The following is a 22,869-nucleotide window of genomic DNA, read 5'->3' as shown; positions in this document are numbered from 1 at the left end:
CAGAGGTCGCGGAAGCGTTCGAACATGGCGAGGCTGGCGCGCGCGATCTCGACATTGGCCGGAACGCTGTAGTGGGTGCGCACGATGCCCGAGGAATGCGCCGTCATGCCGCCGGCGATCTCGCCGCGCTCGATCAGCAGCACCCTGCGGCAGCCGAGCTCGGTCAGCTGGAACAGGGTCGAGGCGCCGATCACGCCGCCGCCGATCACGATCGCGTCGAAGGTCTCGCTCATGGTGTCAGCAATCGAGCGTCGTGCGGCGTTCCCACTCGGTCAGGTGGCGCGCGTAGTCGTTCCACTCCGCCGTCTTGAGCGCGATGTAGGAGGCGATGATCGGTGCGCCGAACGCCTCCTTCAGCACCGCGGATTTCTCCAGCGCGCGCAGCGCATCGAGCAGATTGAGCGGCAGGGTCTTGGCCGCGCCGGCCTTGTGGCGCTCGGTGTACATGTTGATGTCGAGCCGCTTGCCGGGATCGCGCGCGTTCCGGACGCCGTCGAGGCCGACGGCGAGCAGCGCCGCCGGCAGCAGGTAGGGATTGGCAGCGCCATCGGGCAGGCGCAGCTCGAAGCGGTCGGCATCGGGGATGCGGATCATGTGGGTGCGGTTGTTGCCGGCGTAGGTCACGGTGTTGGGCGACCACGTGGCGCCCGACGCCGTCACCGGCGCGTTGAGGCGCTTGTAAGAATTGACCGTCGGATTGGCGATGGCTGAGAGCGCCGGTGCCGAGTGCATGACGCCGCCGATGAAATGGTAGGCCGTCTTGGACAGGCCGAGCTCGCCCGCGGCATCGACGAACACGTTGTCGCCTGCCTTGTTCCACAGCGAGGCATGGACGTGGCAGCCGTTGCCGGTGAGGCCGGCGAACGGCTTGGGCATGAAGGTGGCGCGCAAGCCATGCTTCTCGGCGATCGACTTCACCATGTACTTGAAGAACACGTGGCGGTCGGCCGTCCTGAGCGCGGTGTCGTATTGCCAGTTCATCTCGAACTGGCCGTTGGCGTCCTCGTGGTCGTTCTGGTAGGGCCGCCAGCCCAGCGCCACCATGGCATCGCAAATCTCGGCCACGACATCGTAGCGCCGCATCAGCGCCTGCTGGTCGTAGCACGGCTTGGCCTGCTGATCGGCCGGGTCGGAGATCGCCGAGCCGTCGGGCGCGATCAGGAAATACTCGCACTCGACCCCGGTCCTGAGCTCGTAGCCTTCCGCATCGGCCGATGCCGCGACGCGCTTCAGGATCTGCCGCGGGTTCTGCGCGACCGGCTTGCCCGCCATCGACAGATCGCCGGTCACCCAGGCGACCTCGGGCTTCCACGGCAGCTGGATCAGCGTGTCCACCTCGGGCACGACCAGCACGTCGGGATCGGCCGGCGTCATGTCGAACCAGGCGGCGAAGCCGGCAAAGCCCGCGCCCGCCCGGGCGACATCGTCCATCGCGCTTGCCGGCACCATCTTGGCCCGTGTCGTGCCGAACAGATCGACGAAGGAGACCAGGAAGTAGCGGATGTTGCGCTCGCGTGCGATCTCGCCCCAGGTCGCCATCACCAACCCTCCCTTTCAATCACATCAACGCTCTTTCATTCTCCTCCCCAGCTTCGCTGGGGAGGTGTCGGCGTAATCGCCGACGGAGGGGTCGAAAGCCCCACTGAGACTACTGACCCCTCCGTCGCCGTAAGACGGCGACACCTCCCCAGCTTCGCTGGGGAGGAGAATGAGATGCGCGCCCATGCACAAATGCCCTGCTCTCACTCACGGCCGCGACCCGGGATCCAGTCGGTGCCGACCAAGGGCACGCGCGCCATTGCCGCCGCCTCGACCGTGAGCGCCGCGAGATCCTCGGGCTCGAGATTGTGCAGATGCGACTTGCCGCAGGCGCGCGCGATCGCCTGCGCCTCGAGCGTCAGCACGGAGAGGTAGTTCGCGAGCTTGCGCCCGGCCGCCACCGGATCGAGCCGCGCCGCCAGGACCGAGTCCTGCGTGGTGATGCCGGCTGGATCGCGCCCCTCGTGCCAGTCGTCGTAGGCACCCGCCGTGGTGCCGAGCGCGCGGTACTCCTCCTCGAGATGCGGATCGTTGTCGCCCAGCGCCACTAGCGCCGCCGTGCCGATCGACACGGCATCGGCGCCGAGCGCCAGCGCCTTGGCGACGTCGGCGCCGCTGCGGATGCCGCCCGACACGATGAGCTGCACCTTGCGATGCATGCCGAGCTCCTGCAGCGCCTGCACGGCGGGCGGAATGGCGGCCAGGGTCGGGATGCCGACATGCTCGATGAACACGTCCTGGGTCGCCGCCGTGCCGCCCTGCATGCCGTCGAGCACGACCGCATCGGCGCCCGCCTTCACCGCCAGCGCCGTGTCGTAATACGGCCGCGAGGCGCCGACCTTGATGTAGATCGGCTTCTGCCAGTCGGTGATCTCGCGCAGCTCGCCGATCTTGATCTCGAGATCGTCCGGGCCGGTCCAGTCGGGATGGCGGCAGGCCGAGCGCTGGTCGATACCTTCCGGCAGCACGCGCATCTCGGCGACGCGTTTGGAGATCTTCTGGCCCAGAAGCATGCCGCCGCCGCCCGGCTTGGCACCCTGACCGACCACGATCTCGATGGCGTCGGCGCGGCGCAGATCGTCGGGATTCATACCATAGCGCGACGGCAGCAGCTGGTAGACCAGCAGGCTCGAATGCGCGCGCTCCTCCGGCGTCATGCCGCCGTCACCCGTCGTCGTCGAGGTGCCGACCGCCGAGGCACCGCGCCCCAGCGCCTCCTTGGCGCGCGCCGACAGCGAGCCGAAGCTCATGCCGGCGATGGTGATCGGAACTTTCAGCGTGATCGGCTTCTTGGCGAAGCGCGCACCGATGGTGACGCCGGTGGCGCATTTCTCGCGATAGCCTTCGAGCGGATAGCGGCTGATCGAGGCGCCGAGGAACAGCAGGTCGTCGAAATGCGGCAGCCGGCGTTTCGCCCCGCCGCCCCTGATGTCGTAGATGCCGCTCGCCGAGGCGCGGCGGATCTCGGCGATGGCGGCATCGTCGAAAGTCGCCGACTTGCGCGGCGGCGTGTGGATCCAGCGGTCCTCGTCGGGCGGCGCCATCAGTAGGATCCCGCGTGATCGATGTGGAAGTGATAGAGCTGGCGCGCCGAGCCGTAGCGGCGGAACGCACCGACATCGACCTTGCCACCCAGCCCTGCTGTGTCGAGCAGGCGGCGCAGCTCGGCCTTGTGCCGGTCCTCCATTGGCTTCTCGACACAGTCGGCGCCGAGCCCGTGCACGTGGCCGCGCACGAACAGCCGCGCCTCGTAGATCGAATCGCCCAATGCCTCGCCGGCATCGCCCAGCACCACCAGGTTGCCGGCCTGCGCCATGAAAGCCGAGAGATGGCCGACGTCGCCTTTGACCACGATGTCGATGCCCTTCATCGAGATGCCGCAGCGCGCCGACGCGTTACCGTCGATCACCAGCAGCCCGCCGCAGCCGGTAGCGCCGGCCGCCTGCGAGGCGTCGCCCTTCACCCAGACCTTGCCCGACATCATGTTCTCGGCGACGCCCTGGCCGGCATTGCCGTTGACGATGACGGTCGCGTCCTTGTTCATGCCGGCGCAGTAGTAGCCGACATGGCCGTCGATCTCGACGACCACCGGCGCCTCGAGCCCGACCGCCACCGAATGCTGGCCGCGCGGGTTGCGCACACGCCATTGCGTCTCGTTGGTATCCTTGCCCAGCCGGTGCAGCGCCGCGTTCAGGTCGCGTACCGAGTTCCTCGCCAGGTCGATATCGGGCATCAATGCAGTTCCCAGCGATAGACGCGCGCCGGCGCCGGCTCCCACACCCGCGCACCGTCGATGCCGGGCAGGTCGACCAGGGCGCGGTACTCGGTGCCGAAAGCCACCCAGCGCTCGGTCTCGGCCATCACCGCGGGCTTGCAGGCGATCGGATCGCGCAGCACGCCGAAGCCCTGCTCGGTGCCGATGACGAAGGTGTAGAAGCCGTCGAGCGCGCCGAGCGAAGCTTCCATCGCCTGCTCGAGCGAGCGGCCGCCGCGCAGCTGCGCCGTGATGAAGCCCGCCGCCACCTCCGAATCGTTCTCGGTCTGGAACGACAGGCCCTCGCGGATCAGCTCGCGACGCACCGCGTTGTGGTTGGAAAGCGAGCCGTTGTGCACCAGGCACTGGTCGTCGCCTGTCGTGAACGGATGGGCGCCGTCGGTGGTCACCGCCGACTCGGTCGCCATGCGGGTGTGGCCGATGGCGTGGGTGCCGCTCATGCCGGCAAGCCCGAAGCGCCGCGACACGTCGTCGGGCCGGCCGACCTCCTTGAACAGCTCCATGCGCCGGCCCGCGCCGACCAGGGCGACCTCGGGAAACTCCCGCAGCGCCTGGCGCACCACGGCCTCGCGCTCGGCCGGGATGGCGACCACCAGATGCGTGTCGTGCCGGCGATGCGCGACGGGCCCGCCGGCCGCCTCGCCGAGGCTCTGCAGCAGCGCGTCCGCATCGAGCGAGCGCGGGCCGCGCAGGGTGAGCTTCAGGATGCCGGCGGCACCCTCGCCATAGACCGCGAAACCCGTCGAATCCGGACCGCGGTCGCTGAGCGGCGCCAGCATGCCCGCCAGCAGGGCGCCGAGATCGCCCTCGAGCGCCCGATCCTTGAGAAACAGCCCCGCAATGCCGCACATCGCCGATACTCCGCCGCAACGCCCACGCAGTTTGCATCGCCGCGGGAACGTGTCAACCTGCAGGAATAAAACTTTCCTGTCAGTGAACGAGACGATGCCCCGGAAGAAGCCAACTCGGCATTCGCATACGAAGAAAATGTCGTCATCCCGAACGGAGCTGCCCGAAGGGCGGCACAGTCGAGGGACCTCTCTTGCTGAAGCTGCAACAAGAAAGGTCCCTCCACTACGCCGTGCTACGCGCGGCTCCGGTCGGGATGACGGTGCTTTGTCATACGCGGATGCCCGGCAGCCGCAACGGGCGCGCCGCGTCCGCGATCTGCTGACCGGCTCGCTGGCGCCGACGGAACTGCTGCCGCGCAGCGTCGAGGAGGAGATCGGCATTGCGGTGCGCCGGCTGCGCAAGGGGCTCGATCTTACCGTCGCCGAGCTCGGCGTTGCCGCCAGCATCTCGGCCGGCATGCTGTCGAAGATCGAGAACGGCACGATCTCGCCGTCGCTGTCGACGCTCGGCGCGCTCGCCAAGGCGCTCAACGTGTCGATCGCCAGCCTGTTTGCCGAATCGGACGAGCGACGCGACTGCTCCTTCGTCAAGGCCGGACAGGGCCTGCGCATCGAGCGGCGCGGCACCAAGGCCGGCCACCGCTACGACCTGCTCGGCCATTCGCTGGCCGGCGAGATCGGCGTCGAGCCGTTCCTGATCACGCTGAAGCGCGACGCCCTGCCCTACACCAGCTTCCGCCATGCCGGCGTCGAGTTCATCTACATGCTGTCGGGCACGGTGCGCTATCGCCACGCCGACCGCACCTACCTGCTCGAGCCCGGCGACGCGCTGTTCTTCGACGCCGCTGCCCGTCACGGCCCGGAGGAGCTGATCGCTGCCCCGATGGAGTACCTTTCGATCATCATCTACCCACGCCAGTGATGCCGGACGTCCTGCAACCACGGGACTGCCAGCACCATTCGAATCCGCCTCCTGATTTCGGTGCTGGCCCCGGCCGCGCGATTGAGTAGGCTGTCGCCATGGTCAAAGGTCGGAATGGCAATCCAGGCCCATGAGAATCGCCGCACCCTTCTTCCTGTGCCTGTTCTTCCTGATGTGCGGCGCATTGGCCGCCGATCCCATTCCGACTCCCAGGCCGATCTACTTCGCCACCGGTTCGACCAAGGGAACGGTCGGCGGTCACGTCCTTCGTGGCGAGCGCGCCCTCTATACGATCACGGCTGCCGCGGGACAGACCATGACCGTCACGATCACGGCGCCCGAAGGCAATGCCGCCTTCCAGATCTACCTGCCGGGCACCACGATTGCCCGCGACAACGACGGCATCCTGGAGTTCAAGGGCACTGCCCTGCCCGGCGCCGGCGAGACCGACGACGCGACGCGCTGGAGCGGCCGGCTGCCGCAACGCGGCACCTATCTCATCGTCGTTGGCGGCACCCGCGGCAACGCCGGCTACACCATGGACGTCAAGATCGAGTGAGGGTCAATTGACCTCGAGCCAGTTGCGGCGGATGTCGGGCGCCTCGCGCAGGCTGTGAGGGGTGCCCTCAAAGACGATCTGGCCGTGGCCCATCACGTAGAGGCGCTGCGACACGCGCATGGCGATGGTGAGCTTCTGCTCGACCAGCAGCACCGAGACGCCCTGGCGGCAGATGTCGCGGATCACCTCGGTGACGGTCTCGACGATCTTGGGCGCCAAGCCTTCGGTCGGCTCGTCGATCAGGATGACGCGCGGGTTGCCGAGCAGGGCCCGGCAGATCGTCAGCATCTGCTGCTCGCCGCCCGACAGCATGCCGGCGATGGTGTTGCGGCGGTCGCGGAGCTGCGGGAAGAACGCGAACATCTGCTCGGTCGTCCAGGTCGGCACGCCCGGGCGCGGCGGCTGCATGCCGATGCGCAGGTTCTCGTCGACCGTGATGTTGGCGAAGATCTCGCGCTCCTCCGGCACGTAGGCAACCCCGACGCGGGCGATCCGGAAGGCCCGTTCGCCGGCGAGGTCGCGGCCGTCCAGCAGCACATGGCCGCCGGTCGGCGGCACCAGCCCCATGATGGCCTTGAGCGTGGTCGACCGGCCCGAGCCGTTGCGCCCCAGCAGGCTCACGATCTCGCCCGGCGCGATCGACATCGAGACGCCGTGCAGGATGTGACTCTTGTCGTAATGCGCGTGCAGGCGCTCGACCTCGAGCAGGTTGGCCATCAGTGCACCTCCTCGCCGAGATAGGCTTCCTGCACCTTCTTGTCGGCCCGGACCACGGCCGGCTCGCCCGACGCGATGATCTCGCCGTAGACCAGCACCGAGACCTGGTCGCAGAGCGTGAACACCACGCTCATGTCGTGCTCGACGACCAGCAGGGTGCGGCCTTCCGTTACGCTGCGGATGAGATCGACGATGTAGGTCGTCTCGTCGCGCGACATGCCGGCGGTCGGCTCGTCGAGGATCAGCACGGCAGGATCGGTGGCGAGCGCCATGCCCATCTCGAGGATACGCTGCTCGGAGTAGGCGAGATCGCCGGCGAGGCTGTCGCGCCGCCGCACCAGCCGCAGCTTCTGCAGGTACTCTTCGACCTCGTCGTTGACGTCGGCCAGTCCGCGGATCGGCCGGAACAGCGTGAGACGATGGCCGTACCGGCCCATGATCGAGATGCGCAAATTCTCGGCCACGGTCATGCGCGGAAAGACGTTGGTGATCTGGAACGACCGCGACAGCCCGAGCCGGTTGATGATGTGCGGCGCGAACCCGGCGATCGAGGCGCCGTTCAGCAGGATCTCGCCCGAGCTTGGCGTGTAGTGTCCCGAGATCAGGTTGAACAGGGTCGACTTGCCGGCGCCGTTGGGCCCGATCAGCGCATGGCGCTGGCCGCGCAGCACGGTGAGATCGACGCCGCGGATGATCCTGGTCTCGCCGAACGATTTGTGCAGCGCCCTGAGCTCGAGCACCGGCTCGCCGAAAGGCGACGCGGTCTGCAGGCTCATGGCCGTGCCCCCTGCCCGGCCGCCGCGGCATCGGCAGGTGCTGCATCGGCGGCTGCCGGGGGCGCGTGCGTCTCGGCCGCCGCCTCGCGCGTGGCGGCGAGCCACGCCCGCGCCGTGATGCGGCGCGCGATCGGCAGGAGCACGCCGCCGAGCGCCAGCAGGACGATGGGAATGGCCCAGGTCAGCAGCCCGAACGGCTCGAACGTCCGGCCGAACAGCTCGTAGGGAATCCACTCGCCCTTGGCCGCGGTGCGCTTGGCCATGTAGGCGTCGGTCAGCACGACGTGGATGCTCTCGACGACGAAGACCAGGCCCGCGACCAGCAGCACGCCGACGACCAGGCACACCAGGTACGGCGCCACCAGGTGCTTCCAGCCATTGGCCCTGACCCGGCGGGCATGGAGATCGACCAGGCCGCCCAGCCCCTGCGGCGCGAACAGCATGACCAGCACGAAGATCAGTCCCTGGTAGAGCAGCCAGGACCGCGTTAGGTCGGAGGTGATGCGCGCGAAGAAGGTCATGATCGCCGCACCCAGCGCCGGCCCGAAGAACGTGCCGGCGCCGCCGATGAAGGTCTGCAGCACGACGTTGGCCGAGGCCTGGGCCGAGAAGATCGTGTAGTTGGCCGCCTCGTTGGCGATCGCCAGCAGCGCACCGGCGACGCCGGTGAACAGGCAGGAGATGGCGAAGATCAGGGTGCGCGCGACATGGGTGTTGAAGCCGAGGAAGCGCACGCGCTGCTCGTTGTCGCGCAGGGCCAGCGCCAGCCGCCCGAGCGGCGTGCGGGTGAACGCCCACATGCACCAAGCCGACAGCACGAACCAGCCGAGCGTCAGGTAGTAGACCTCCTCGTCCGAGCCGAACGTCAGGCCCCACGACGGGCCGCGCATGGTCGCAATGCCCGATTCGCCGCCGAACAGCGCGTTCCACGTCGGCGCCAGGGTGAACAGGAGCTCGGCCAGGGCGAGCGTCACCATTGCGAAATAGACGCCGGTGCGCTGCGTGGCGAGCCATCCGAACACCAGCCCGAACACGAAGCCGGCGAGGGCGCCGGCGAGCGGAATCAGCGGCGTCGGGAAGCCGAACATCTTCTGCTCGACGGCGCGCATCAGGTGCAGGGCGGCGAAGGCGCCGAGGCCGTAATAGGCGGCGTGGCCGAACGAGAGCATGCCGGCCTGGCCCATGGCGAGGGTGAAGGCCAACGCAAACAGCGCGGCGATCATCATCTTGATCGCCGCATTGAGCAGGTTGGGCGACAGGAACAGGGGCAGGACGATAAGCAGCCCGAGCGCCAGCAGCAGCAGGGCAATGGTACGCGTGCCGATCACTGGCGATCTCCCATCAGGCCGGCGGGGCGGATCAGCAGGACCAGCAGCATCAGCAGGAAGGGCATGCTGTTGGCGATGGTCGAGAGCTGCAGGGTGAACAGGCCGCCGACGTCGCTGGCCCACGGTCCCAGCCCGACCAGGCCGAGCAGGTCGGCGAGCGACACGTTGAGGCCCACCGAGAAGGAGATGAACAACCCGATCATCAGCGAGGCGATCAGCGCGCCGACCACCGAGCCCAGCCCGCCGATGACGACGACGACGAAGACCAGCGTGCCGAAATCGACCGCCATGTTGGGTCCGGTCGGATAGAACGCCCCGGCCACCGCCCCGGCCAGCCCGGCCAGCGCCGAGCCGCCGGCAAACACCGCCATGTAGACGACGGGCAGGTTATGGCCGAGCGCCTCGACCGTGGTCGGCCGATAGGTGGCGGCGCGCACGATGATGCCGACGCGGGTGCGGGTCAGCAACAGGTAGAGGACGGCGAACATGGCGAGCGCCACGGCCCCCATGAACAGCCGGTAGAACGGATAGTTGGTCTCGAAGATCGTGAAGGCGGCGAAGCGCATGTAGTCGGGCATCTGGTAGCTCACCAGCGCGTCGCCGTAGAACAGCTTGATGACCTCCTCGATGATGAAGGCGAGACCGAAGGTCAGCAGCAATTCGTGGGCATGCCCGTACTTGTGGACGCGGCGCAGCATGTAGCGCTCGACCAGCACGCCGGCCAGCCCGGCGACGACCGGCGCCAGCGCGAGGCCGATCCAGAAACCGCCGAGCCGCGTCAGCGTGAAGCCGACATAGGCGCCCAGCATGTAGAACCAGGCATGGGCGAAATTGAGCACGCCCATCATGCCGAAGATCAGTGTCAGCCCGGCCGACACCATGAACAGCAGCAGTCCGTGAACGACGCCGTTCAGCACCGAGACGACGATGTATTCCAAGGCGGCCCCGCGTCCTATGAACCCGTCCGATGAAGCTGGTACGCAAGGAGAAGCGCGCCTGTCGCGACCTGCAGGCGCGACAGGCGATGTCGATCAGCCGGGTCTCAGCTCTTGGGGCGATCCATCTTGCAGCTCGGCTGGACAGGGCTCGACGCCTGCTCGCCGGTCAGGAGCTTGATGGTCTTGAAACCCTTGTCGGTGTTGTCGGCCTTGAACTTGGCGTCCTTGGACACGACGGCGATGGCCAGCGGCACCAGCGCCTGGTGATCCTCGGGTCGCATCTTGATCGGACCCATCGAGGTATCGACCGTGACCTTCTCCATGGCGAAGGCCAGCTGCTTGACGCTGAGCTTGTCGCCCGGCTTCGCCTTGAGCGCTTTCAGCGCTTCGCCGAGGCCCCACATGGCGTGCGTGACGTGGCCCTGCACGTTCAGCGGATACTGGCCGGTCTTGGCCTTGAAATCCTCCGCGAACGCCGCCGTCTTGTCGCCGTTGGCATCGGGAAAGAAGGTCGACTGCGTGTAATGGCCGATCGCGGTGTCGCCGGCATTGGCGATGTTGCCCGGCTGGTCGATCCAGTAGGCGAGGAAACGCGCCTTCAGGCCGGAGTCGCCGGCCGCCTTCATGAGCAGTAGCAGATCGTTCGACCAGTTGCCCGTCACCACCGTGTCGGGCCCCGCCTCCTTGATCTTGGCGACATAGGGCGCGAAGTCCTGGATCTTGTTCACGTCGTGGATCACATCGCCGACGATCGTGTAGCCGTACTCCTTGGCGTAGTCGCGCGTCAGCTTCTGGACGTCATGGCCCCAGCTGTAGTTCTGGCCGATGATGTAGACCTTGTTGCCGAGCGAATTGGCGTCCTTCATGGCGATCAGCATCGCCTTGAGTCGGATCTCGGCGTTGCCGTTCCAGCGGAAGTGATAGAAGTGGCATTTCGGGCCGGTGAACTCCATCGCCTCGGCGCCGACATTGATCCACATGATCTCCTTGCCGGGGTTGCGCGCGTTGTGCTTCTGCACGTCGGCCGTGATCTGGCCGCCGATGGCGGAGGACGCGCCCTGGATGATGATCTGCGCGCCATCGTTGATGGCGGCCTTGAGCTTGTCGGCCGCTTCCGACGGGCCGCCCTGATTGTCGTACTCGAGCAGCTTGATGCCGTCGGGCCAGGCTTTCTCGGCCTCGACCTTGGCGAGGCCGTACTTCACCGCCGACTGGAACAGCTTGCCAGTGACGGCTTGGCCGCCGGACAGCGATTCGATCAGGGCGATCTTGACGGGTTCGGCTTGAACCGAGCCGGTTACGCAGTAAGCAACAGCTACTAGGGACGCAGAGAAAAATCTCATGGGCATCGTGCCCTCCCTAAATTTTGTTTCTTCTGCGCCTACACCGTTAACACATTCCGCCAGCAAGCACCTGCTCGAAGGTTCGCTTCGGGAAAAAAATTTCGCGTTGTCGGCTCGCAATGATGCCGGGCGTCCCCTTCACCCCAATTCGGTCGAAGGCCCAATAAAACCTTATCCTCGCCGTAAGCGAGGCAACACGACGCGGTTCCTCGACAAGGATGGGAACCTGCAAAAGCAGGGCAAACAGGCCGACCGCCGCCCACACATCGCCGATGGCCTTGGGGTGCGCATCCTCGACCAGCCTGGTGAGGCAAGTGAACAGTGGACGCGCGGTCGGCGATATGCGTGAAAGCTCGCTGAATGAGTGACGTCTGGAACACGCTTGTTCACGGCACCGTGGCGGCAAGGGACGTGGTGTGGGATCTCGCCAACGTCGACACCGTGAGGCTGGGCGTCACGGGACTGAGCGGCGCCGGCAAGACGGTGTTTCTCGTATCGCTGATCTCCAACCTTCTCGCCCTGGTCCGCGGCACCGGCGCCGTCGATTCCCTGCCGCGCTTCCGCAAGACGCTGACCGACGAGAGCGGCCAGCTCCGCCTTCTCGACGTGAAGATCGAATCCGCCGGACCCTCGCGGGTTCCGCGCTTTGCCTTCGAGGCGTTCCGCGCCACTCTCGCACAACCGGAAAGACCGGCCTGGCCGGTCGGCACCGACAAGCCCGCCCAGATCGTCCTGCGTCTCACCTTGAAGGCGCGCAGCACGCTGGGTCGCTGGAAGGACACCTTCCTCGGTCCACGCATCGTGCGGCTGGAGCTGTTCGACTATCCAGGCGAATGGCTGCTCGACCTCCCGTTGCTCGAGCAGTCCTACCAGGACTGGTCGGCGGAAACCTTGCGCCTCCTGAACGAGGAACCGCGCGCGGCGCTGAGCGTAGCGTTCCGCGCCTTCCTCGGCGCCCTGTCGCCCGGCGCGCCGGCCGACGACAGGACCGCGGAGCATGGCTTCGAGCTCTACCGCGACGCGCTGCGGCGCTGCCGCCGCGAGGCCGAGCTGCGCTGGCTCCAGCCTGGTCGCTTCCTGACGCCAGGTCCGTGGGGCGATGTGCCCCTGCATCATTTCTTTCCCTGGACCGACGCGCCCGGCCCGCTTCCCGGTACACTCGCCAGGCAGCTTCACGAACGCTTCGAGGCCTACAAGCGGGAAATTCGCGAGACCTTCTTCGAGCCCTATTTCAGCGCCTTCGATCGCCAGGTCGTCCTGGTCGACGTGCTGGGCGCCCTGTTCGCGGGGTGCACCGCCTTCGACGATACCAGCCGGGCCCTGGGTCGCATCGGTGCGAGCTACGCAAAGCAGCTGTCGGGAGGCTGGCTGTTCGGGCGAAAGATCCAGCACGTGGCCTTTGTGGCGACCAAGGCCGACTATGTCGACGACCTCCAGCGTCCGCATCTGCAGGCGATGCTCGAGAAGATGGTCGAGTCGGCGCCCGGGGCCCACGGCAATGCGCTGGGCCGCAGCTTCCATTTCGTCTCCTCGCTGCGCTGCACCTCGGACGCCAATGCCCCGGCAAAGGACGGCGTCGTCACCCGCGTGGTGATGGGCACCAAGCTCGGCGAGGAGCATCAGCGGGCATTCTATCCCGGCATTGTCCCGGCGGGCGACGTGCCGGCCGTGTTCTGGACCAAGCCGTTCTTCGTCTTGCCCAAGCTGCGCCCGCCGCTGCTCCAGCCTGGCGATGCAAGTCCCGTCGACCATATCAATCTCGACAGCCTGCTCGTCGACCTGATTGGGGACGCCCTATGACCCAGCGCCGCGGTTTCCTCGACGATCCCGAACCGGAGGTCGCCGTGGCGATACGCCCACCATCGCCACCGCCGGAGCGCGGATGGCTGGCCGGCGTCGACGGCGCCGCGGGGCCGGTCCGTCACGCCGCCGCGGCCGCCCTGCCGGCGCGGTCGACGCAAGAGCGCCGCCAACCACTGGCAATCGCGACAGGCGCCCTGGTCCTGCTGATCGGCGGCGTGGCGCTGCTCGAGCTGGCGAACTTCGCCGTCGCCCAGTTCGACAAGTCGCCATTGCTGGGCTGGCTGACGATCGCGCTCATCGGCCCTCCGGCTGCCGCCCTTGGCTGGTCGGTGGTTCGCGAATGGCGCGGCTACGCCAGCCTGCGGGCCGTCGAGCGGATTCGCGCAGGCCTGCAAAGCGACGACATCGAGGTCGCGCGGCGGCACGCCCGCACCTGGTTGCGGGCGGTCGCCGCGTCGGACGATCTGGCGAGAAGCGTGCAAGCGGCGTCCGATCCCGCGACGCTGCGGGCGCTGCTGCGCTCGGGGCCGCTGGCCAGGCTCGACCAGGAAGCCGCCCAGGCCGGCCGCTCGGCGGCGCTGCAGATCCTGGCGGCGACCGCCGTCAGCCCGTGGCCCGGCCTCGACGGCGCCCTGGTCGTCTGGCGCGGGCTTCGATTGATCCGGCGGATCGCCGAGCTCTACGGCATGCGACCGGGAACGCTGGGGACCCTGCGCCTGTGGCGACGGGTGGCCCTCGATGCCGGTTCGGTCGCCGCCACCGACGTCGTCGTCGCCACCATGACCGATGCCCTGTTCAGCTCGCCGCTGGGCGGCGCTCTCGCCGGGCAGGCCTCCGGCTCGGCACTCGCCGCGCAGCGCATGCTGCGGCTTTCGGTTGCCGTCGCCCGCAGCTGCCGCCCGATCGGCGAAGAAGCGTGATCCGGCGGCTTGCTGGCGACGGCCTTCAGCCCGGAGCGCTACACGAGGGAAGCCTACGACCAGTCGTTCGAGTGGATCGCCCGGCACGGGATCTTCGCCGAGGGCGGCATGGGCGCAGGCGACTACGACAAGGCCACCGTCTCGTTCGATCCAGGGTGAGGCCGTCGATTCACAGGCGCCAACTTCGCCGAGCGCGTCATGCGCTGGGAGCGCGGCACTCCGTGGCGCTCTATTCGCTCTCCTCCCCAGCTTCGCTGGGGAGGTGTCCGCGTCTTCGCGGACGGAGGGGTCGAAAGCCCCACTGAGGCTCCTGACCCCTCCGTCTCGGATTACCGAGACACCTCCCCAGCGAAGCTGGAGAGGAGAATGAGAAGAGCGCCACCGACGGGCCTGCGCTCCACGCGGAAGCGTCAGGGTCCAATTAAGGCAAACTTGTGAAATTTTGCTCTCGATCTTGTATCTTCGTTCGTTCAAGATATATCTTGTTCGTGACTAAATACAATATGGATAGATTTCCAATGAGACATTCCCACCATCACCGCCGGCACGACCATGGTGGTCCTTTCGGACGGGGCCATGGGCGTGGCGGCCGCTGGGGCGACCATGACGAGGAGCGCGGCGGACGCCGCCGGCGCGTCTTCGATTCCGGCGAGCTGCGGCTTGTCCTGCTCAAGCTGATTTCCGACCAGCCGCGGCACGGCTACGAGCTGATCCGCGCGATCGAGGAGCTGAGCGGCGGCGACTACGTGCCGAGCCCTGGCGTCGTCTATCCGACGCTGACCCTGCTGCAGGACATGGGGCAGATCGAGGAGGCCGCTTCCGGCGGCACGCGCAAGGCATTTGCCGTGACGCCCGACGGGGCCCGGCACCTCGCGTCGAGCAGCGAGCAGGTCGAGGTCCTGTTCGGGCGCTTGACGCAGCTCGCTTCGGTACGCGAGCGCTCGGACGGCGCGCCAATCCGGCGGGCCATGCAGAACCTTCGCACCGTCCTGGTGTATCGCCTCGACCGCGAGGACGTGAAGTCCGACACGGTCCACCAGGTCGCCGCGCTCCTCGACGAAGCGGCGCAGAAGATCGAGCGCCTGTGAGCGCTGGAGGGCAGAACATGATCGCCAGCAGCACCGTCCACGTGCCGACCGCCCACGCCAGCCGCTACCTCCAGCAGCTGTGCAAGCACTGGGCGCACAACCTCGCCGTCGAGTTCAGCGAGACCGACGGCAAGGTCACCTTTCCACGCAACGCCCGCGGCGCCGACTGGCCTGACGACGCCACCCTGCTGCTGCGCGCCCACGACGACACTCTCGAATGCCGCCTCGAAGCGAGCGCCTCCGGCCAGCTCGCTGCGCTGAAGGACGCCGTCGCCCGCCATCTCGACCGCTTCGCCTTCCGCGAGGCACCCCTGACCTTCGACTGGCGCGAGGCGTAAGCTCATGCGGTGGGGGCGCGCCACTGCCGGCGGAGTAAACTCCGCCTGAAGTGGCGCGATCTGCCTTCGAAGCAAGCGAAGACGCGCCGCTGGAGTGGCGCGCCCCCAGCCATGGTCCGGAAGAGCACGACCTCAATCGAACAGCGACAGGTCAATGAGATCGCCCATGCGGTTGTAGCCGAGATCGCTGGGATGCAGATGATCGCCGTTGTCGTAGATCGGCAGCATGCGCGGCCAGTGATCGGGATCGCGCAGACCCTCGTCGAAATCGATCACGGCGTGGAACGCGCCGCTGGTGCGGATCCAGTCGTTGACCGCGTTGCGTTTCGCCTCGCCTTCCGGCGTATAGGCGCCGCGCAGGAAGGTCTCGTTCTCGAACGGCGTCAGGGTGCCGCCGAAGATCCTGATTCCGCGATCGCGGGCGCGCCGCGCCATCTGGCCGAGGCCGGCAATCAGCTCCTCGGCGGTCACCGCCTCCTCAGCGAGGCCGCGCCGGTTGCGGATGTCGTTGATGCCGAGCACGACGATCGCATGCGTGACGCCCGGTTGGGCGAGCACGTCGCGGTCGAAGCGCTTGACCCCGCAATCGCCGCGGATGTCGTGCAGGATGCGGTTGCCGCCCAGCCCCTGGTTCATGACGCCGAACATACGGCCGCCGCGCGCGACCAGGCGGCGGGCAAGCTGATCAGGCCAGCGGCAGAACATGTCATAGCTCGAGATGTTGCCGTCGGTGAGCGAATCGCCAAGGGCGACGATGCCGCCCACCTCCTCGCCGGCCATCACGTCGATGCCGCAGAGGAAATACCAGTCATCGACCACGCGACTGGCATGCATGACCTCATGGCCGGTAAAATCGCCGGGCGGCGAGAGGTAGGCGAACTGGCGCGAATAGCGCCCGGTCACGCCGAAGCTCGCCGGCAGGTCGTTCGGGATGTAAAGGCTGATGGCAAGGTCATCGAGCGGCGCCACCGCGAGCGACACCGGATCGCTGACCACGAAGGCGCCGGCGGGAATCTTCGCGGTGACCGAGCCGTTGAAGGTGACCACCCGATCGGTCGTGGGGTCGATCGCCGGCCCCGGTGCCCGCCGCGCGACATGGGTCGAGGCGATGACGAGGTCGGCAGTGCCCGCTGCGTTGGACAGACGAAGGCGGATCGTGTCGCCGCCGATGCTGATGCGCGGGAACATGCGAATGGTGGGGCTGGCGAGCGCCACGCCGTCCGCCGGCGCCGGCGTCGCGGCCCAGGTTCCAACCCAATGCGATGCCATGTCGTTCCCTCATGCTGAGCGTGGGGCGAGAAGCAGCGTTAGCCGCGAATTATGCAGCGTGTCGGACCGAACGGGAACCTGTTTGCCTCGCGTCAGCAGGAGGCCGTCGTCGCCAACGGCTATCAGCCCGCGGCGACGTCGACCAGTGCGAAGCCTTCCTTGCGTGCAGCGTCCGCGAGCCGCTCATCGAGCGTCACCATTTGAAGCGATGAAGGACGATGCTCCGAGGCGACAAAGGCTGCCGCGAGCTGCAAGGAATCGGTGGCCCGAAGCGACCGGCTGATGTTCTCCATGGCGGGCGAGCGGGAAGCGCGCGACCGCCGCGATGCCGGTCCGCGAAACCGCGAGAGGCTTGCGAGATCGCTCCTCGTCCCGGCATATGCGCCCTGCATGCATCCCTACATCCACGCCCGCACCACACCCGACAAGCCCGCCTACATCATGGCCGGCAGCGGCGAGGCGGTGACCTATCGCCAGCTCGACGAGCAGTCCAATCGCGCCGCCCGGCTATTCCGCGCGCTCGGTCTCCAGGCTGGCGATCACATCGCGATCTTCCTCGAGAACAACGCGCGCTTCTTCGAAATCTGCTGGGGCGCACAACGCTCCGGCTTGATCTACACCGCGATCAGCTCGCGCCTGACGGCGGGCGAGGTTGCCTACATCGCCCGGGATTGCGGCGCCCGGCTCTTCATCACCTCGAAGTATCTGGCCGAGCGCGCTGCTGAGCTGGTGCCGATGCTCGCCGACGTGCCGAACCGGTTCATGATCGACGGCACCCTTCCCGGCTACCAGTCGTGGGAAGCGACGATTGCACGCCAACCGGCAACGCCGATCGACGACGAGACCGCCGGCCACGACATGCTCTATTCGTCGGGAACCACGGGTCGGCCGAAAGGCGTTTTGCCAGTGGTCGCGCCGCAGGCGATCGACTTCGACAGCCCGCTGTCGGCGATCACGCGCCAGCTCTATGGCATGGACGCCAACACCGTCTATCTGTCGCCGGCGCCGCTCTATCACGCAGCGCCGCTGCGCTTCAACATGAGCATCATGCGGCTCGGCGGCACGTCGGTGATCATGGAGCATTTCGACGCCGAGGAATTCCTGCGGCTGGTCGGCAAGCACGCGATCACGCACACCCAGGTCGTGCCGACGATGTTCGTGCGCTTCCTCAAGCTGCCGGCGGATGTGCGCCGACGCCACGACGTGTCGTCCCTGCGCTGCGCCATCCATGCGGCGGCGCCCTGCCCGATCCCGACGAAGGAGCAGATGATCGACTGGTGGGGGCCGATCGTGTGGGAATACTACGGCGGCACCGAAGGCAATGGCCTCACCATGTGCAATTCGGCCGAATGGATGGCCCACAAGGGCACGGTCGGCCGCGCCGTCGTCGGCCAGCTCAAGATCTGCGACGAGGACGGCAACGAACTGCCGCAGGGTGAACCCGGCACAGTGTACTTTGCCGAGGGACGGCCCTTCGAGTATCACAACGATCCGGTGAAGACCGCCGAATCGCGTAACGCCAGGGGCTGGACCACGCTGGGCGACGTTGGCTACGTCGACGCCGACGGCTTCCTGCACCTGACCGACCGTAAGGCGTTCATGATCATCTCGGGCGGCGTCAACATCTACCCGCAGGAATGCGAGAACCTGCTGATCAACCACCCCAGGGTGATCGATTGCGCGGTGTTCGGCGTGCCCAATCCGGAATTCGGCGAGGAAGTGAAGGCGGTGGTGCAGCCGCGCGACATGGCCGAGGCCGGCCCGGCGCTGGCCGACGAGCTGATGGCCTACTGCCGCCAGCATCTCTCCGCCATCAAGTGCCCGCGCAGCATCGACTTCGAGGCCGAGCTGCCGCGCCATCCCACGGGCAAGCTCTACAAGCGCCTGCTGCGCGACCGCTACTGGCAAGGTCATACGTCGAGAATCGCCTGATTCATCAGGTCTCGAGCGAAAGCAGGCTGGTAAGCAGGGTTGCCGTATCCTATCTAAAGATGTCGCGGCCGATCTCTGCCGCCGGCACCGGTCGATCCGCGCGAGCAGGCCAATGACCACCATCGAAGCGGCCGATGCGCTCTTCCTGACAGGCGACCTGGAGAAGGCGACCGGCGCCTATCGCCGGCTGATTGCCACCGACCATCGTGACCATGCGGCCTGGCGCGGCCTCGGCGCGGCGCGGCTGCGGGCGCGCGCGTTCGGCGAGGCCAACGACGCGCTGGACCGCGCCGTGCGTTTGCGGCCGGATGACGCTGAAGCCTGGAGCCTGATGGCCGAGGCCCTGTTCAAGCTCGGCGACGTCGAACCGGCGATCGAAGCCTATCGTCGCGCAACGGCCGACGCACGGCTGCGATCGGCGGCGGAAGAGAACGTCGCCATCATGATCCCGGGCAGCACGTCGGCGGGAAACACCGGCATCCTCGCAGCACGCCGCGCTTTCGGCCGCAGTCTCCACGCCGGCATCAAGCCAGTCGATCGTCCGCCGCGCCCGCCCTCGGCGGGAAAGCTGCGCATCGGCTACGTCTCGGCGTTCTTCGACAGCGCCAACTGGATGAAGCCGGTCTACGGCGTCATCAATCGTCACGATCGCGAGCGCTTCGAAGTGCATCTCGTGTCGCTCGGCGGCGACCCCTCGGAGCAGGCCGGCTACCGCGACTATGATCTCGACGTGATCTGGCAGGTCGGCTCCCTCGACGACGAGCGGATCGCCGGCCTGCTCGCGGCAGCCGGCATCGACGTGCTCGTCGACCTCAACTCCTACAGTGCGCCACGCTGGTTGCGCGTGTTCCCGCGACGCCCGGCACCAGTGCAGATCGGCTGGTTCAACAGCTTCGCGACCTATGGCTTCGATTGCTTCGATGGCATCGTCGGCGACGACGTCGTCATTCCGATCGAGGAGGAGGGCTACTTTACCGAGCGCGTGCTGCGCGTGCCCGGCACCTACCTCGCGTTCGAGGTTCTCTATGCCGTGCCTGACGTCGCGCCACCGCCGTGCTGCCGCAACGCGGGCATGCTGACGTTCGGCGCGCTCACTTCGTCCTACAAGTTGAACGATGCAACCCTCGGGGTGTGGGCCCGGGTCCTGCGATCGGCACCCGGTTCCCGCATGCTGATCCGCACCTCGACGCTGGCCGAGCCCTCCAACCGCACTCACCTGCTTGCCCGCTTCGCCGCGCTCGGCATCGCGCCCGAACGCCTCGACCTCGAAGGCGGTGCGGCGCACTTCGAATTTCTGCAGAGTTACGATCGCATCGACGTCGCGCTCGACATGTTTCCCTATAGCGGCGGCACGACGACCAGCGAGGCGCTGTGGCAGGGCGTTCCCGTGCTGACCTGTGCCGGCGACCGCTGGGTCGCGCGCACCAGCGAGTCGCTGCTGCGCGCGGCCGGCCTCGACGCCTGGGTGGCTGCCGATCGGGACGACCTCGTCGTCAAGGCAAGCGCGCTGGCCCGCGATCCGGGCACGCCTGCGGCCCTCGCCGCCTTGCGCACTGGCATGCGCGCCCGGCTGGCAACCTCCGCAGCCTGCGACACAGCCGGCCTGTGCCGCGCCCTCGAGCAAATCTACCGGCAAGCCGTGGGTTGAAGGACGGTGACTGGAAATGCATCCAGGCGCAGCTCACCCCGGTGTCGCCCGCCAACTATCCCTCCGACGACACGATCGTGAAGAAATACGTGAGGGGCCAGCTCCAGCCGTAGTGTCCTGCCCCTCTGCCTGCTAGGGATGGCTCCCTATCCCAGGGAGAGAACCGCAATGAAAGCAGCTGTGGTCACCGAGAACGGCGTCGAGGTCCGGGAGGCGCCCAAGCCCGTGCCCAAGCCGCACGAGATCTTGATCAAGGTGCGGGCGGCGTCGCTCAATCGCGCCGATCTCGCGGTCGCTGCCGGCAATCGCCATGGCACGGTCGGCGGACCGGGCACCATCGTCGGGCTGGAATGCGCCGGCGAGATCGAAGCAGTCGGCGCCGACGTGCGCGACTTCAAGCCGGGCGACCGGGCCATGAGCTCGGCGGCCGGCGGTTTCGCCGAGTATGCCGTCACCGATGCCGGCCGTGCCCACAAGATCCCCGCCAACAACATGACCTGGGAGCAGGCCGCCTGCATGCCGGTGGCGGTGCAGACTATGCACAATGCCCTGGTCGGCGCCGGCCGGCTGAAGAAGGGCGAATCGGTGTTGATCCAGGGCGCCAGCTCGGGCGTCGGCCTTCTCGGCATGCAGATCGCCAAGCACATGGGCGCCTCGATCGTCATGGGCACCTCGACCAACGACGGCCGTCGCACGCGGCTCGGCGAGTTCGGCTGCGACCTGGCGCTCGACACGCGCGATCCCAAGTGGCCCGACAAGGTCAAGGAGGCGACCGGCGGCAAGGGCGTCGACCTGATCGTCGACCAGGTCTCGGGCGGCGTCGCCAACCAGAACATGGAGGCCGCTGCGATCCTCGGTCGCATCGTCAATGTCGGCCGGCTGGGCGGCATGAAAGGCGAGTTCAACTTCGACCTGCATGCGCTGAAGCGCATCGACTATATCGGCGTTACGTTCCGCACGCGCTCGCCCGAGGAGGTGCGCGACATCGTCAAGGCGGCACGCGCCGACCTGTGGCCGGCGATCGAGGCGGGCAAGCTGGCGCTGCCGATCGACCGCACCTTCCCCCTGGCCGAGGCCGCCGCAGCGCTTGCGCACATGAAGGCCAATGCCCATTTTGGCAAGATCGTCCTCGTCGTCTGACGCGGCGGCTTTCCAGGAAACCCCGTTCCCAGGAACCTCTCATGAGCCAGTCGATCAACCACCTCGCGACCGCCGACAAGTTGTTCTTCGGCAAGGGCGGCCTCGACAGGAAGCGCACCGACAAGATGGTCGACGAGGCGCTGGCCGGCTGCGACGACGGTGAGCTGTTCCTGGAGTACGTGCAGAGCGAGGGCCTGTCGTTCGACGACGGCAAGCTGAAGAGCGCCGCCTTCGACACGACCCAGGGCTTCGGCCTGCGCAGCGTTGTCGGCGAGGCCACTGGCTTCGCCCACGCGTCGGCACTCGACGAGCAGGCGCTGAAGCGCGCCGTCGCCACCGTGAAGGCGGTGCGCACCGGCCATAGCGGCGTGCTGGGCGAGCAGCCGCGCGGCACCAACCGGCTGCTCTATGCCGACGACAACCCGATCGACGGCGAGGCGTTCGCCCGCAAGGTCGAGCTGCTGCAGAAGATCGACGCCTACGTGCGCGACAAGGAGCCCAAGGCGCGCCAGGTCTCGATCTCGCTCGCCGCCTCCTGGCAGGTGGTCGAGATCGTGCGCGCCGGCGGCTGGCGGGCGGCCGACGTGCGGCCGCTGGTGCGGCTCAATGTCAGCGTCGTCTGCGCCGACGGCAGCCGCATGGAAACCGGCGGCACCGGCAGCGGCCGGCGCGCCGCCTACGGCGAGATCTTCGCGCCTGAGTATTGGCAGCGCGAAGCCGACGAAGCGATCCGCCAAGCGCTGGTCAACCTGCAATCCGTTCCGGCACCGGCCGGCGAGATGCCGGTGGTGCTGGGACCGGGCTGGTCGGGCGTGCTGTGGCACGAGGCGGTCGGCCATGGGCTGGAGGGCGACTTCCATCGCAAGAAGACCTCGGTGTTCACCAAGCTGATGGGCGAGCGCATCGCCTCGCCCGGCGTCACCGTGGTCGACGACGGCACGATGCAGGACCGCCGCGGCTCGCTCACCATCGACGACGAGGGCACGCCGACGCAGCGCACCGTGCTGATCGAGGACGGCCGCCTGGTCGGCCTGATGCAGGATCGCCAGAACGCCCGCCTGATGGGTGTCGCGCCGACCGGCAACGGCCGCCGCCAGGGCCACGCCTATGCGCCGATGCCGCGCATGACCAACACCATCATGCTGGGTGGGGACAAGGACCCGCAGGAGATCATCGGCTCGGTGAAGAAGGGCCTGTACTGCGCCAATTTCGGCGGCGGCCAGGTCGACATCGTGTCCGGCAAGTTCGTGTTCACCATCACCGAAGGCTACCTGATCGAGGACGGCAAGCTCGGCGCCCCGGTCAAGGGTGCCACCCTGATCGGCGCCGGCTCGGAGGCGCTGACCAAGGTCGGCATGATCGGCAACGACATGTCGCTCGACCCCGGCATCGGCACCTGCGGCAAGGACGGCCAAGGCGTCCCGGTCGGCGTCGGCCAGCCGACCTTGCGCATCGATGCCCTGACGGTGGGCGGCACGGCGAC

At 67.5% G+C, this 22,869-nt stretch carries 24 protein-coding genes; 12 read left to right on the top strand and 12 right to left on the bottom strand.

What is annotated here, in order from left to right; genetic code table 11:
• The 5 genes from ACILR9_RS37375 to ACILR9_RS37355 all read right to left on the bottom strand — a co-directional run.
• Positions 1-233, bottom strand: a 233-nt coding sequence (locus ACILR9_RS37375) for an FAD-dependent oxidoreductase (protein ID WP_395715081.1), incomplete at its 3' end; no start/stop codon positions are given.
• Positions 234-237: 4 nt separating this feature from the next.
• Complete coding sequence (gene glnT / locus ACILR9_RS37370; RefSeq protein WP_395715080.1) at positions 238-1,539, bottom strand: type III glutamate--ammonia ligase; 1,302 nt, start codon at positions 1,537-1,539, stop codon at positions 238-240.
• A 203-nt stretch (positions 1,540-1,742) separates the two neighbouring features.
• Positions 1,743-3,083: an FMN-binding glutamate synthase family protein gene (locus ACILR9_RS37365; RefSeq protein ID WP_395715079.1), complete on the bottom strand. Its 1,341-nt coding sequence runs from the start codon at positions 3,081-3,083 to the stop codon at positions 1,743-1,745.
• On the bottom strand, positions 3,083-3,772 hold the full coding sequence (locus ACILR9_RS37360; RefSeq protein ID WP_395715078.1) for a protein glxC: 690 nt from the start codon (positions 3,770-3,772) through the stop codon (positions 3,083-3,085). Before ACILR9_RS37360 ends, ACILR9_RS37365 begins: the two co-directional genes overlap by 1 nt.
• Positions 3,772-4,665 carry a glutamine amidotransferase gene (locus ACILR9_RS37355; protein ID WP_395715077.1) on the bottom strand — a complete coding sequence of 298 codons (894 nt, stop codon included), beginning with the start codon at positions 4,663-4,665 and terminating at the stop codon, positions 3,772-3,774. Before ACILR9_RS37355 ends, ACILR9_RS37360 begins: the two co-directional genes overlap by 1 nt.
• A 265-nt stretch (positions 4,666-4,930) precedes the next feature.
• Between ACILR9_RS37355 and ACILR9_RS37350 the strand changes: the two genes are divergently transcribed.
• The gene (locus ACILR9_RS37350) at positions 4,931-5,587 is read left to right on the top strand and encodes a helix-turn-helix domain-containing protein (protein WP_395715076.1); all 657 of its coding nucleotides are present in this window, start codon (positions 4,931-4,933) and stop codon (positions 5,585-5,587) included.
• Positions 5,588-5,717: 130 nt separating this feature from the next.
• On the top strand, positions 5,718-6,146 hold the full coding sequence (locus ACILR9_RS37345) for a hypothetical protein (RefSeq protein ID WP_395715075.1): 429 nt from the start codon (positions 5,718-5,720) through the stop codon (positions 6,144-6,146).
• Between the two features lie 3 nt (positions 6,147-6,149).
• On the opposite strand, the gene ACILR9_RS37340 is transcribed toward ACILR9_RS37345, so the two are convergent.
• From ACILR9_RS37340 to ACILR9_RS37320, 5 genes are all read right to left on the bottom strand, one after another.
• Positions 6,150-6,863: an ABC transporter ATP-binding protein gene (locus ACILR9_RS37340; protein ID WP_395715074.1), complete on the bottom strand. Its 714-nt coding sequence runs from the start codon at positions 6,861-6,863 to the stop codon at positions 6,150-6,152.
• On the bottom strand, positions 6,863-7,639 hold the full coding sequence (locus ACILR9_RS37335; RefSeq protein ID WP_395715073.1) for an ABC transporter ATP-binding protein: 777 nt from the start codon (positions 7,637-7,639) through the stop codon (positions 6,863-6,865). The genes ACILR9_RS37340 and ACILR9_RS37335 overlap by 1 nt, the downstream gene beginning before the upstream one ends.
• Positions 7,636-8,964, bottom strand: coding sequence for a branched-chain amino acid ABC transporter permease (locus ACILR9_RS37330; RefSeq protein WP_395715083.1), 1,329 nt, complete (start codon positions 8,962-8,964; stop codon positions 7,636-7,638). Before ACILR9_RS37330 ends, ACILR9_RS37335 begins: the two co-directional genes overlap by 4 nt.
• On the bottom strand, positions 8,964-9,905 hold the full coding sequence (locus ACILR9_RS37325; protein WP_395715072.1) for a branched-chain amino acid ABC transporter permease: 942 nt from the start codon (positions 9,903-9,905) through the stop codon (positions 8,964-8,966). The genes ACILR9_RS37330 and ACILR9_RS37325 overlap by 1 nt, the downstream gene beginning before the upstream one ends.
• 104 nt (positions 9,906-10,009) lie before the next feature.
• Positions 10,010-11,254 carry an ABC transporter substrate-binding protein gene (locus tag ACILR9_RS37320; protein ID WP_395715071.1) on the bottom strand — a complete coding sequence of 415 codons (1,245 nt, stop codon included), beginning with the start codon at positions 11,252-11,254 and terminating at the stop codon, positions 10,010-10,012.
• On the opposite strand from ACILR9_RS37320, the gene ACILR9_RS37315 reads away from it, so the two are divergent.
• From ACILR9_RS37315 to ACILR9_RS37290, 6 genes are all read left to right on the top strand, one after another.
• Positions 11,247-11,597, top strand: a complete 351-nt coding sequence (locus ACILR9_RS37315; protein WP_395715070.1) for a hypothetical protein — start codon at positions 11,247-11,249, stop codon at positions 11,595-11,597. The genes ACILR9_RS37320 and ACILR9_RS37315 overlap by 8 nt on opposite strands.
• 11 nt (positions 11,598-11,608) lie before the next feature.
• Positions 11,609-13,048, top strand: coding sequence for a YcjX family protein (locus ACILR9_RS37310; RefSeq protein ID WP_395715069.1), 1,440 nt, complete (start codon positions 11,609-11,611; stop codon positions 13,046-13,048).
• Positions 13,045-13,971, top strand: a complete 927-nt coding sequence (locus ACILR9_RS37305; RefSeq protein WP_395715068.1) for a DUF697 domain-containing protein — start codon at positions 13,045-13,047, stop codon at positions 13,969-13,971. Before ACILR9_RS37310 ends, ACILR9_RS37305 begins: the two co-directional genes overlap by 4 nt.
• A gap of 9 nt (positions 13,972-13,980) precedes the next feature.
• Positions 13,981-14,130 carry a hypothetical protein gene (locus ACILR9_RS37300; protein ID WP_395715067.1) on the top strand — a complete coding sequence of 50 codons (150 nt, stop codon included), beginning with the start codon at positions 13,981-13,983 and terminating at the stop codon, positions 14,128-14,130.
• Between the two features lie 359 nt (positions 14,131-14,489).
• On the top strand, positions 14,490-15,059 hold the full coding sequence (locus ACILR9_RS37295) for a PadR family transcriptional regulator (protein WP_395715066.1): 570 nt from the start codon (positions 14,490-14,492) through the stop codon (positions 15,057-15,059).
• Positions 15,060-15,079: 20 nt separating this feature from the next.
• Complete coding sequence (locus ACILR9_RS37290) at positions 15,080-15,397, top strand: DUF2218 domain-containing protein (RefSeq protein ID WP_395715082.1); 318 nt, start codon at positions 15,080-15,082, stop codon at positions 15,395-15,397.
• A 132-nt stretch (positions 15,398-15,529) separates the two neighbouring features.
• On the opposite strand, the gene ACILR9_RS37285 is transcribed toward ACILR9_RS37290, so the two are convergent.
• On the bottom strand, positions 15,530-16,666 hold the full coding sequence (locus ACILR9_RS37285) for an SGNH/GDSL hydrolase family protein (protein WP_395715065.1): 1,137 nt from the start codon (positions 16,664-16,666) through the stop codon (positions 15,530-15,532).
• A gap of 122 nt (positions 16,667-16,788) precedes the next feature.
• A complete protein-coding gene (locus ACILR9_RS37280) occupies positions 16,789-16,959 on the bottom strand; it encodes a hypothetical protein (RefSeq protein WP_395715064.1) in 171 nt (56 codons plus the stop codon).
• A gap of 97 nt (positions 16,960-17,056) precedes the next feature.
• Here ACILR9_RS37280 and ACILR9_RS37275 point away from each other — a divergent pair, with 97 nt between their 5' ends.
• From ACILR9_RS37275 to ACILR9_RS37260, 4 genes are all read left to right on the top strand, one after another.
• Positions 17,057-18,598 carry an AMP-binding protein gene (locus ACILR9_RS37275; RefSeq protein ID WP_395715063.1) on the top strand — a complete coding sequence of 514 codons (1,542 nt, stop codon included), beginning with the start codon at positions 17,057-17,059 and terminating at the stop codon, positions 18,596-18,598.
• Between the two features lie 112 nt (positions 18,599-18,710).
• Positions 18,711-20,246 (top strand): tetratricopeptide repeat protein, encoded by a 1,536-nt coding sequence (locus ACILR9_RS37270; RefSeq protein WP_395715062.1) that lies wholly within the window; start codon positions 18,711-18,713, stop codon positions 20,244-20,246.
• A 168-nt stretch (positions 20,247-20,414) separates the two neighbouring features.
• A complete protein-coding gene (locus tag ACILR9_RS37265) occupies positions 20,415-21,386 on the top strand; it encodes a zinc-binding dehydrogenase (protein WP_395715061.1) in 972 nt (323 codons plus the stop codon).
• Between the two features lie 41 nt (positions 21,387-21,427).
• The coding region (locus tag ACILR9_RS37260) for a TldD/PmbA family protein (RefSeq protein WP_395715060.1) at positions 21,428-22,869 on the top strand (1,442 nt) is incomplete at its 3' end.

Origin of the sequence: Reyranella sp. (assembly GCF_044224635.1) — a bacterium.
Taxonomy (GTDB): Bacteria; Pseudomonadota; Alphaproteobacteria; order Reyranellales; family Reyranellaceae; genus Reyranella.
This window is presented reverse-complemented; position numbering and strand designations above follow the sequence as displayed.

Excerpts from the sequence above, each read along its gene's own strand:
- ACILR9_RS37285 (WP_395715065.1), bottom strand. The coding sequence starts at position 16,666 with ATGGCATCGCATTGGGTTGGAACCTGGGCCGCGACGCCGGCGCCGGCG.
- ACILR9_RS37270 (WP_395715062.1), top strand. The coding sequence starts at position 18,711 with ATGACCACCATCGAAGCGGCCGATGCGCTCTTCCTGACAGGCGACCTG.
- ACILR9_RS37295 (WP_395715066.1), top strand. The coding sequence starts at position 14,490 with ATGAGACATTCCCACCATCACCGCCGGCACGACCATGGTGGTCCTTTC.
- ACILR9_RS37305 (WP_395715068.1), top strand. The coding sequence starts at position 13,045 with ATGACCCAGCGCCGCGGTTTCCTCGACGATCCCGAACCGGAGGTCGCC.
- ACILR9_RS37365 (WP_395715079.1), bottom strand. The coding sequence starts at position 3,083 with ATGGCGCCGCCCGACGAGGACCGCTGGATCCACACGCCGCCGCGCAAG.
- ACILR9_RS37280 (WP_395715064.1), bottom strand. The coding sequence starts at position 16,959 with ATGGAGAACATCAGCCGGTCGCTTCGGGCCACCGATTCCTTGCAGCTC.
- ACILR9_RS37310 (WP_395715069.1), top strand. The coding sequence starts at position 11,609 with ATGAGTGACGTCTGGAACACGCTTGTTCACGGCACCGTGGCGGCAAGG.
- ACILR9_RS37345 (WP_395715075.1), top strand. The coding sequence starts at position 5,718 with ATGAGAATCGCCGCACCCTTCTTCCTGTGCCTGTTCTTCCTGATGTGC.
- ACILR9_RS37355 (WP_395715077.1), bottom strand. The coding sequence starts at position 4,665 with ATGTGCGGCATTGCGGGGCTGTTTCTCAAGGATCGGGCGCTCGAGGGC.
- ACILR9_RS37315 (WP_395715070.1), top strand. The coding sequence starts at position 11,247 with ATGGGCATCGTGCCCTCCCTAAATTTTGTTTCTTCTGCGCCTACACCG.
- ACILR9_RS37335 (WP_395715073.1), bottom strand. The coding sequence starts at position 7,639 with ATGAGCCTGCAGACCGCGTCGCCTTTCGGCGAGCCGGTGCTCGAGCTC.
- ACILR9_RS37275 (WP_395715063.1), top strand. The coding sequence starts at position 17,057 with ATGCATCCCTACATCCACGCCCGCACCACACCCGACAAGCCCGCCTAC.
- ACILR9_RS37265 (WP_395715061.1), top strand. The coding sequence starts at position 20,415 with ATGAAAGCAGCTGTGGTCACCGAGAACGGCGTCGAGGTCCGGGAGGCG.
- glnT (WP_395715080.1), bottom strand. The coding sequence starts at position 1,539 with ATGGCGACCTGGGGCGAGATCGCACGCGAGCGCAACATCCGCTACTTC.
- ACILR9_RS37360 (WP_395715078.1), bottom strand. The coding sequence starts at position 3,772 with ATGCCCGATATCGACCTGGCGAGGAACTCGGTACGCGACCTGAACGCG.
- ACILR9_RS37320 (WP_395715071.1), bottom strand. The coding sequence starts at position 11,254 with ATGCCCATGAGATTTTTCTCTGCGTCCCTAGTAGCTGTTGCTTACTGC.
- ACILR9_RS37340 (WP_395715074.1), bottom strand. The coding sequence starts at position 6,863 with ATGGCCAACCTGCTCGAGGTCGAGCGCCTGCACGCGCATTACGACAAG.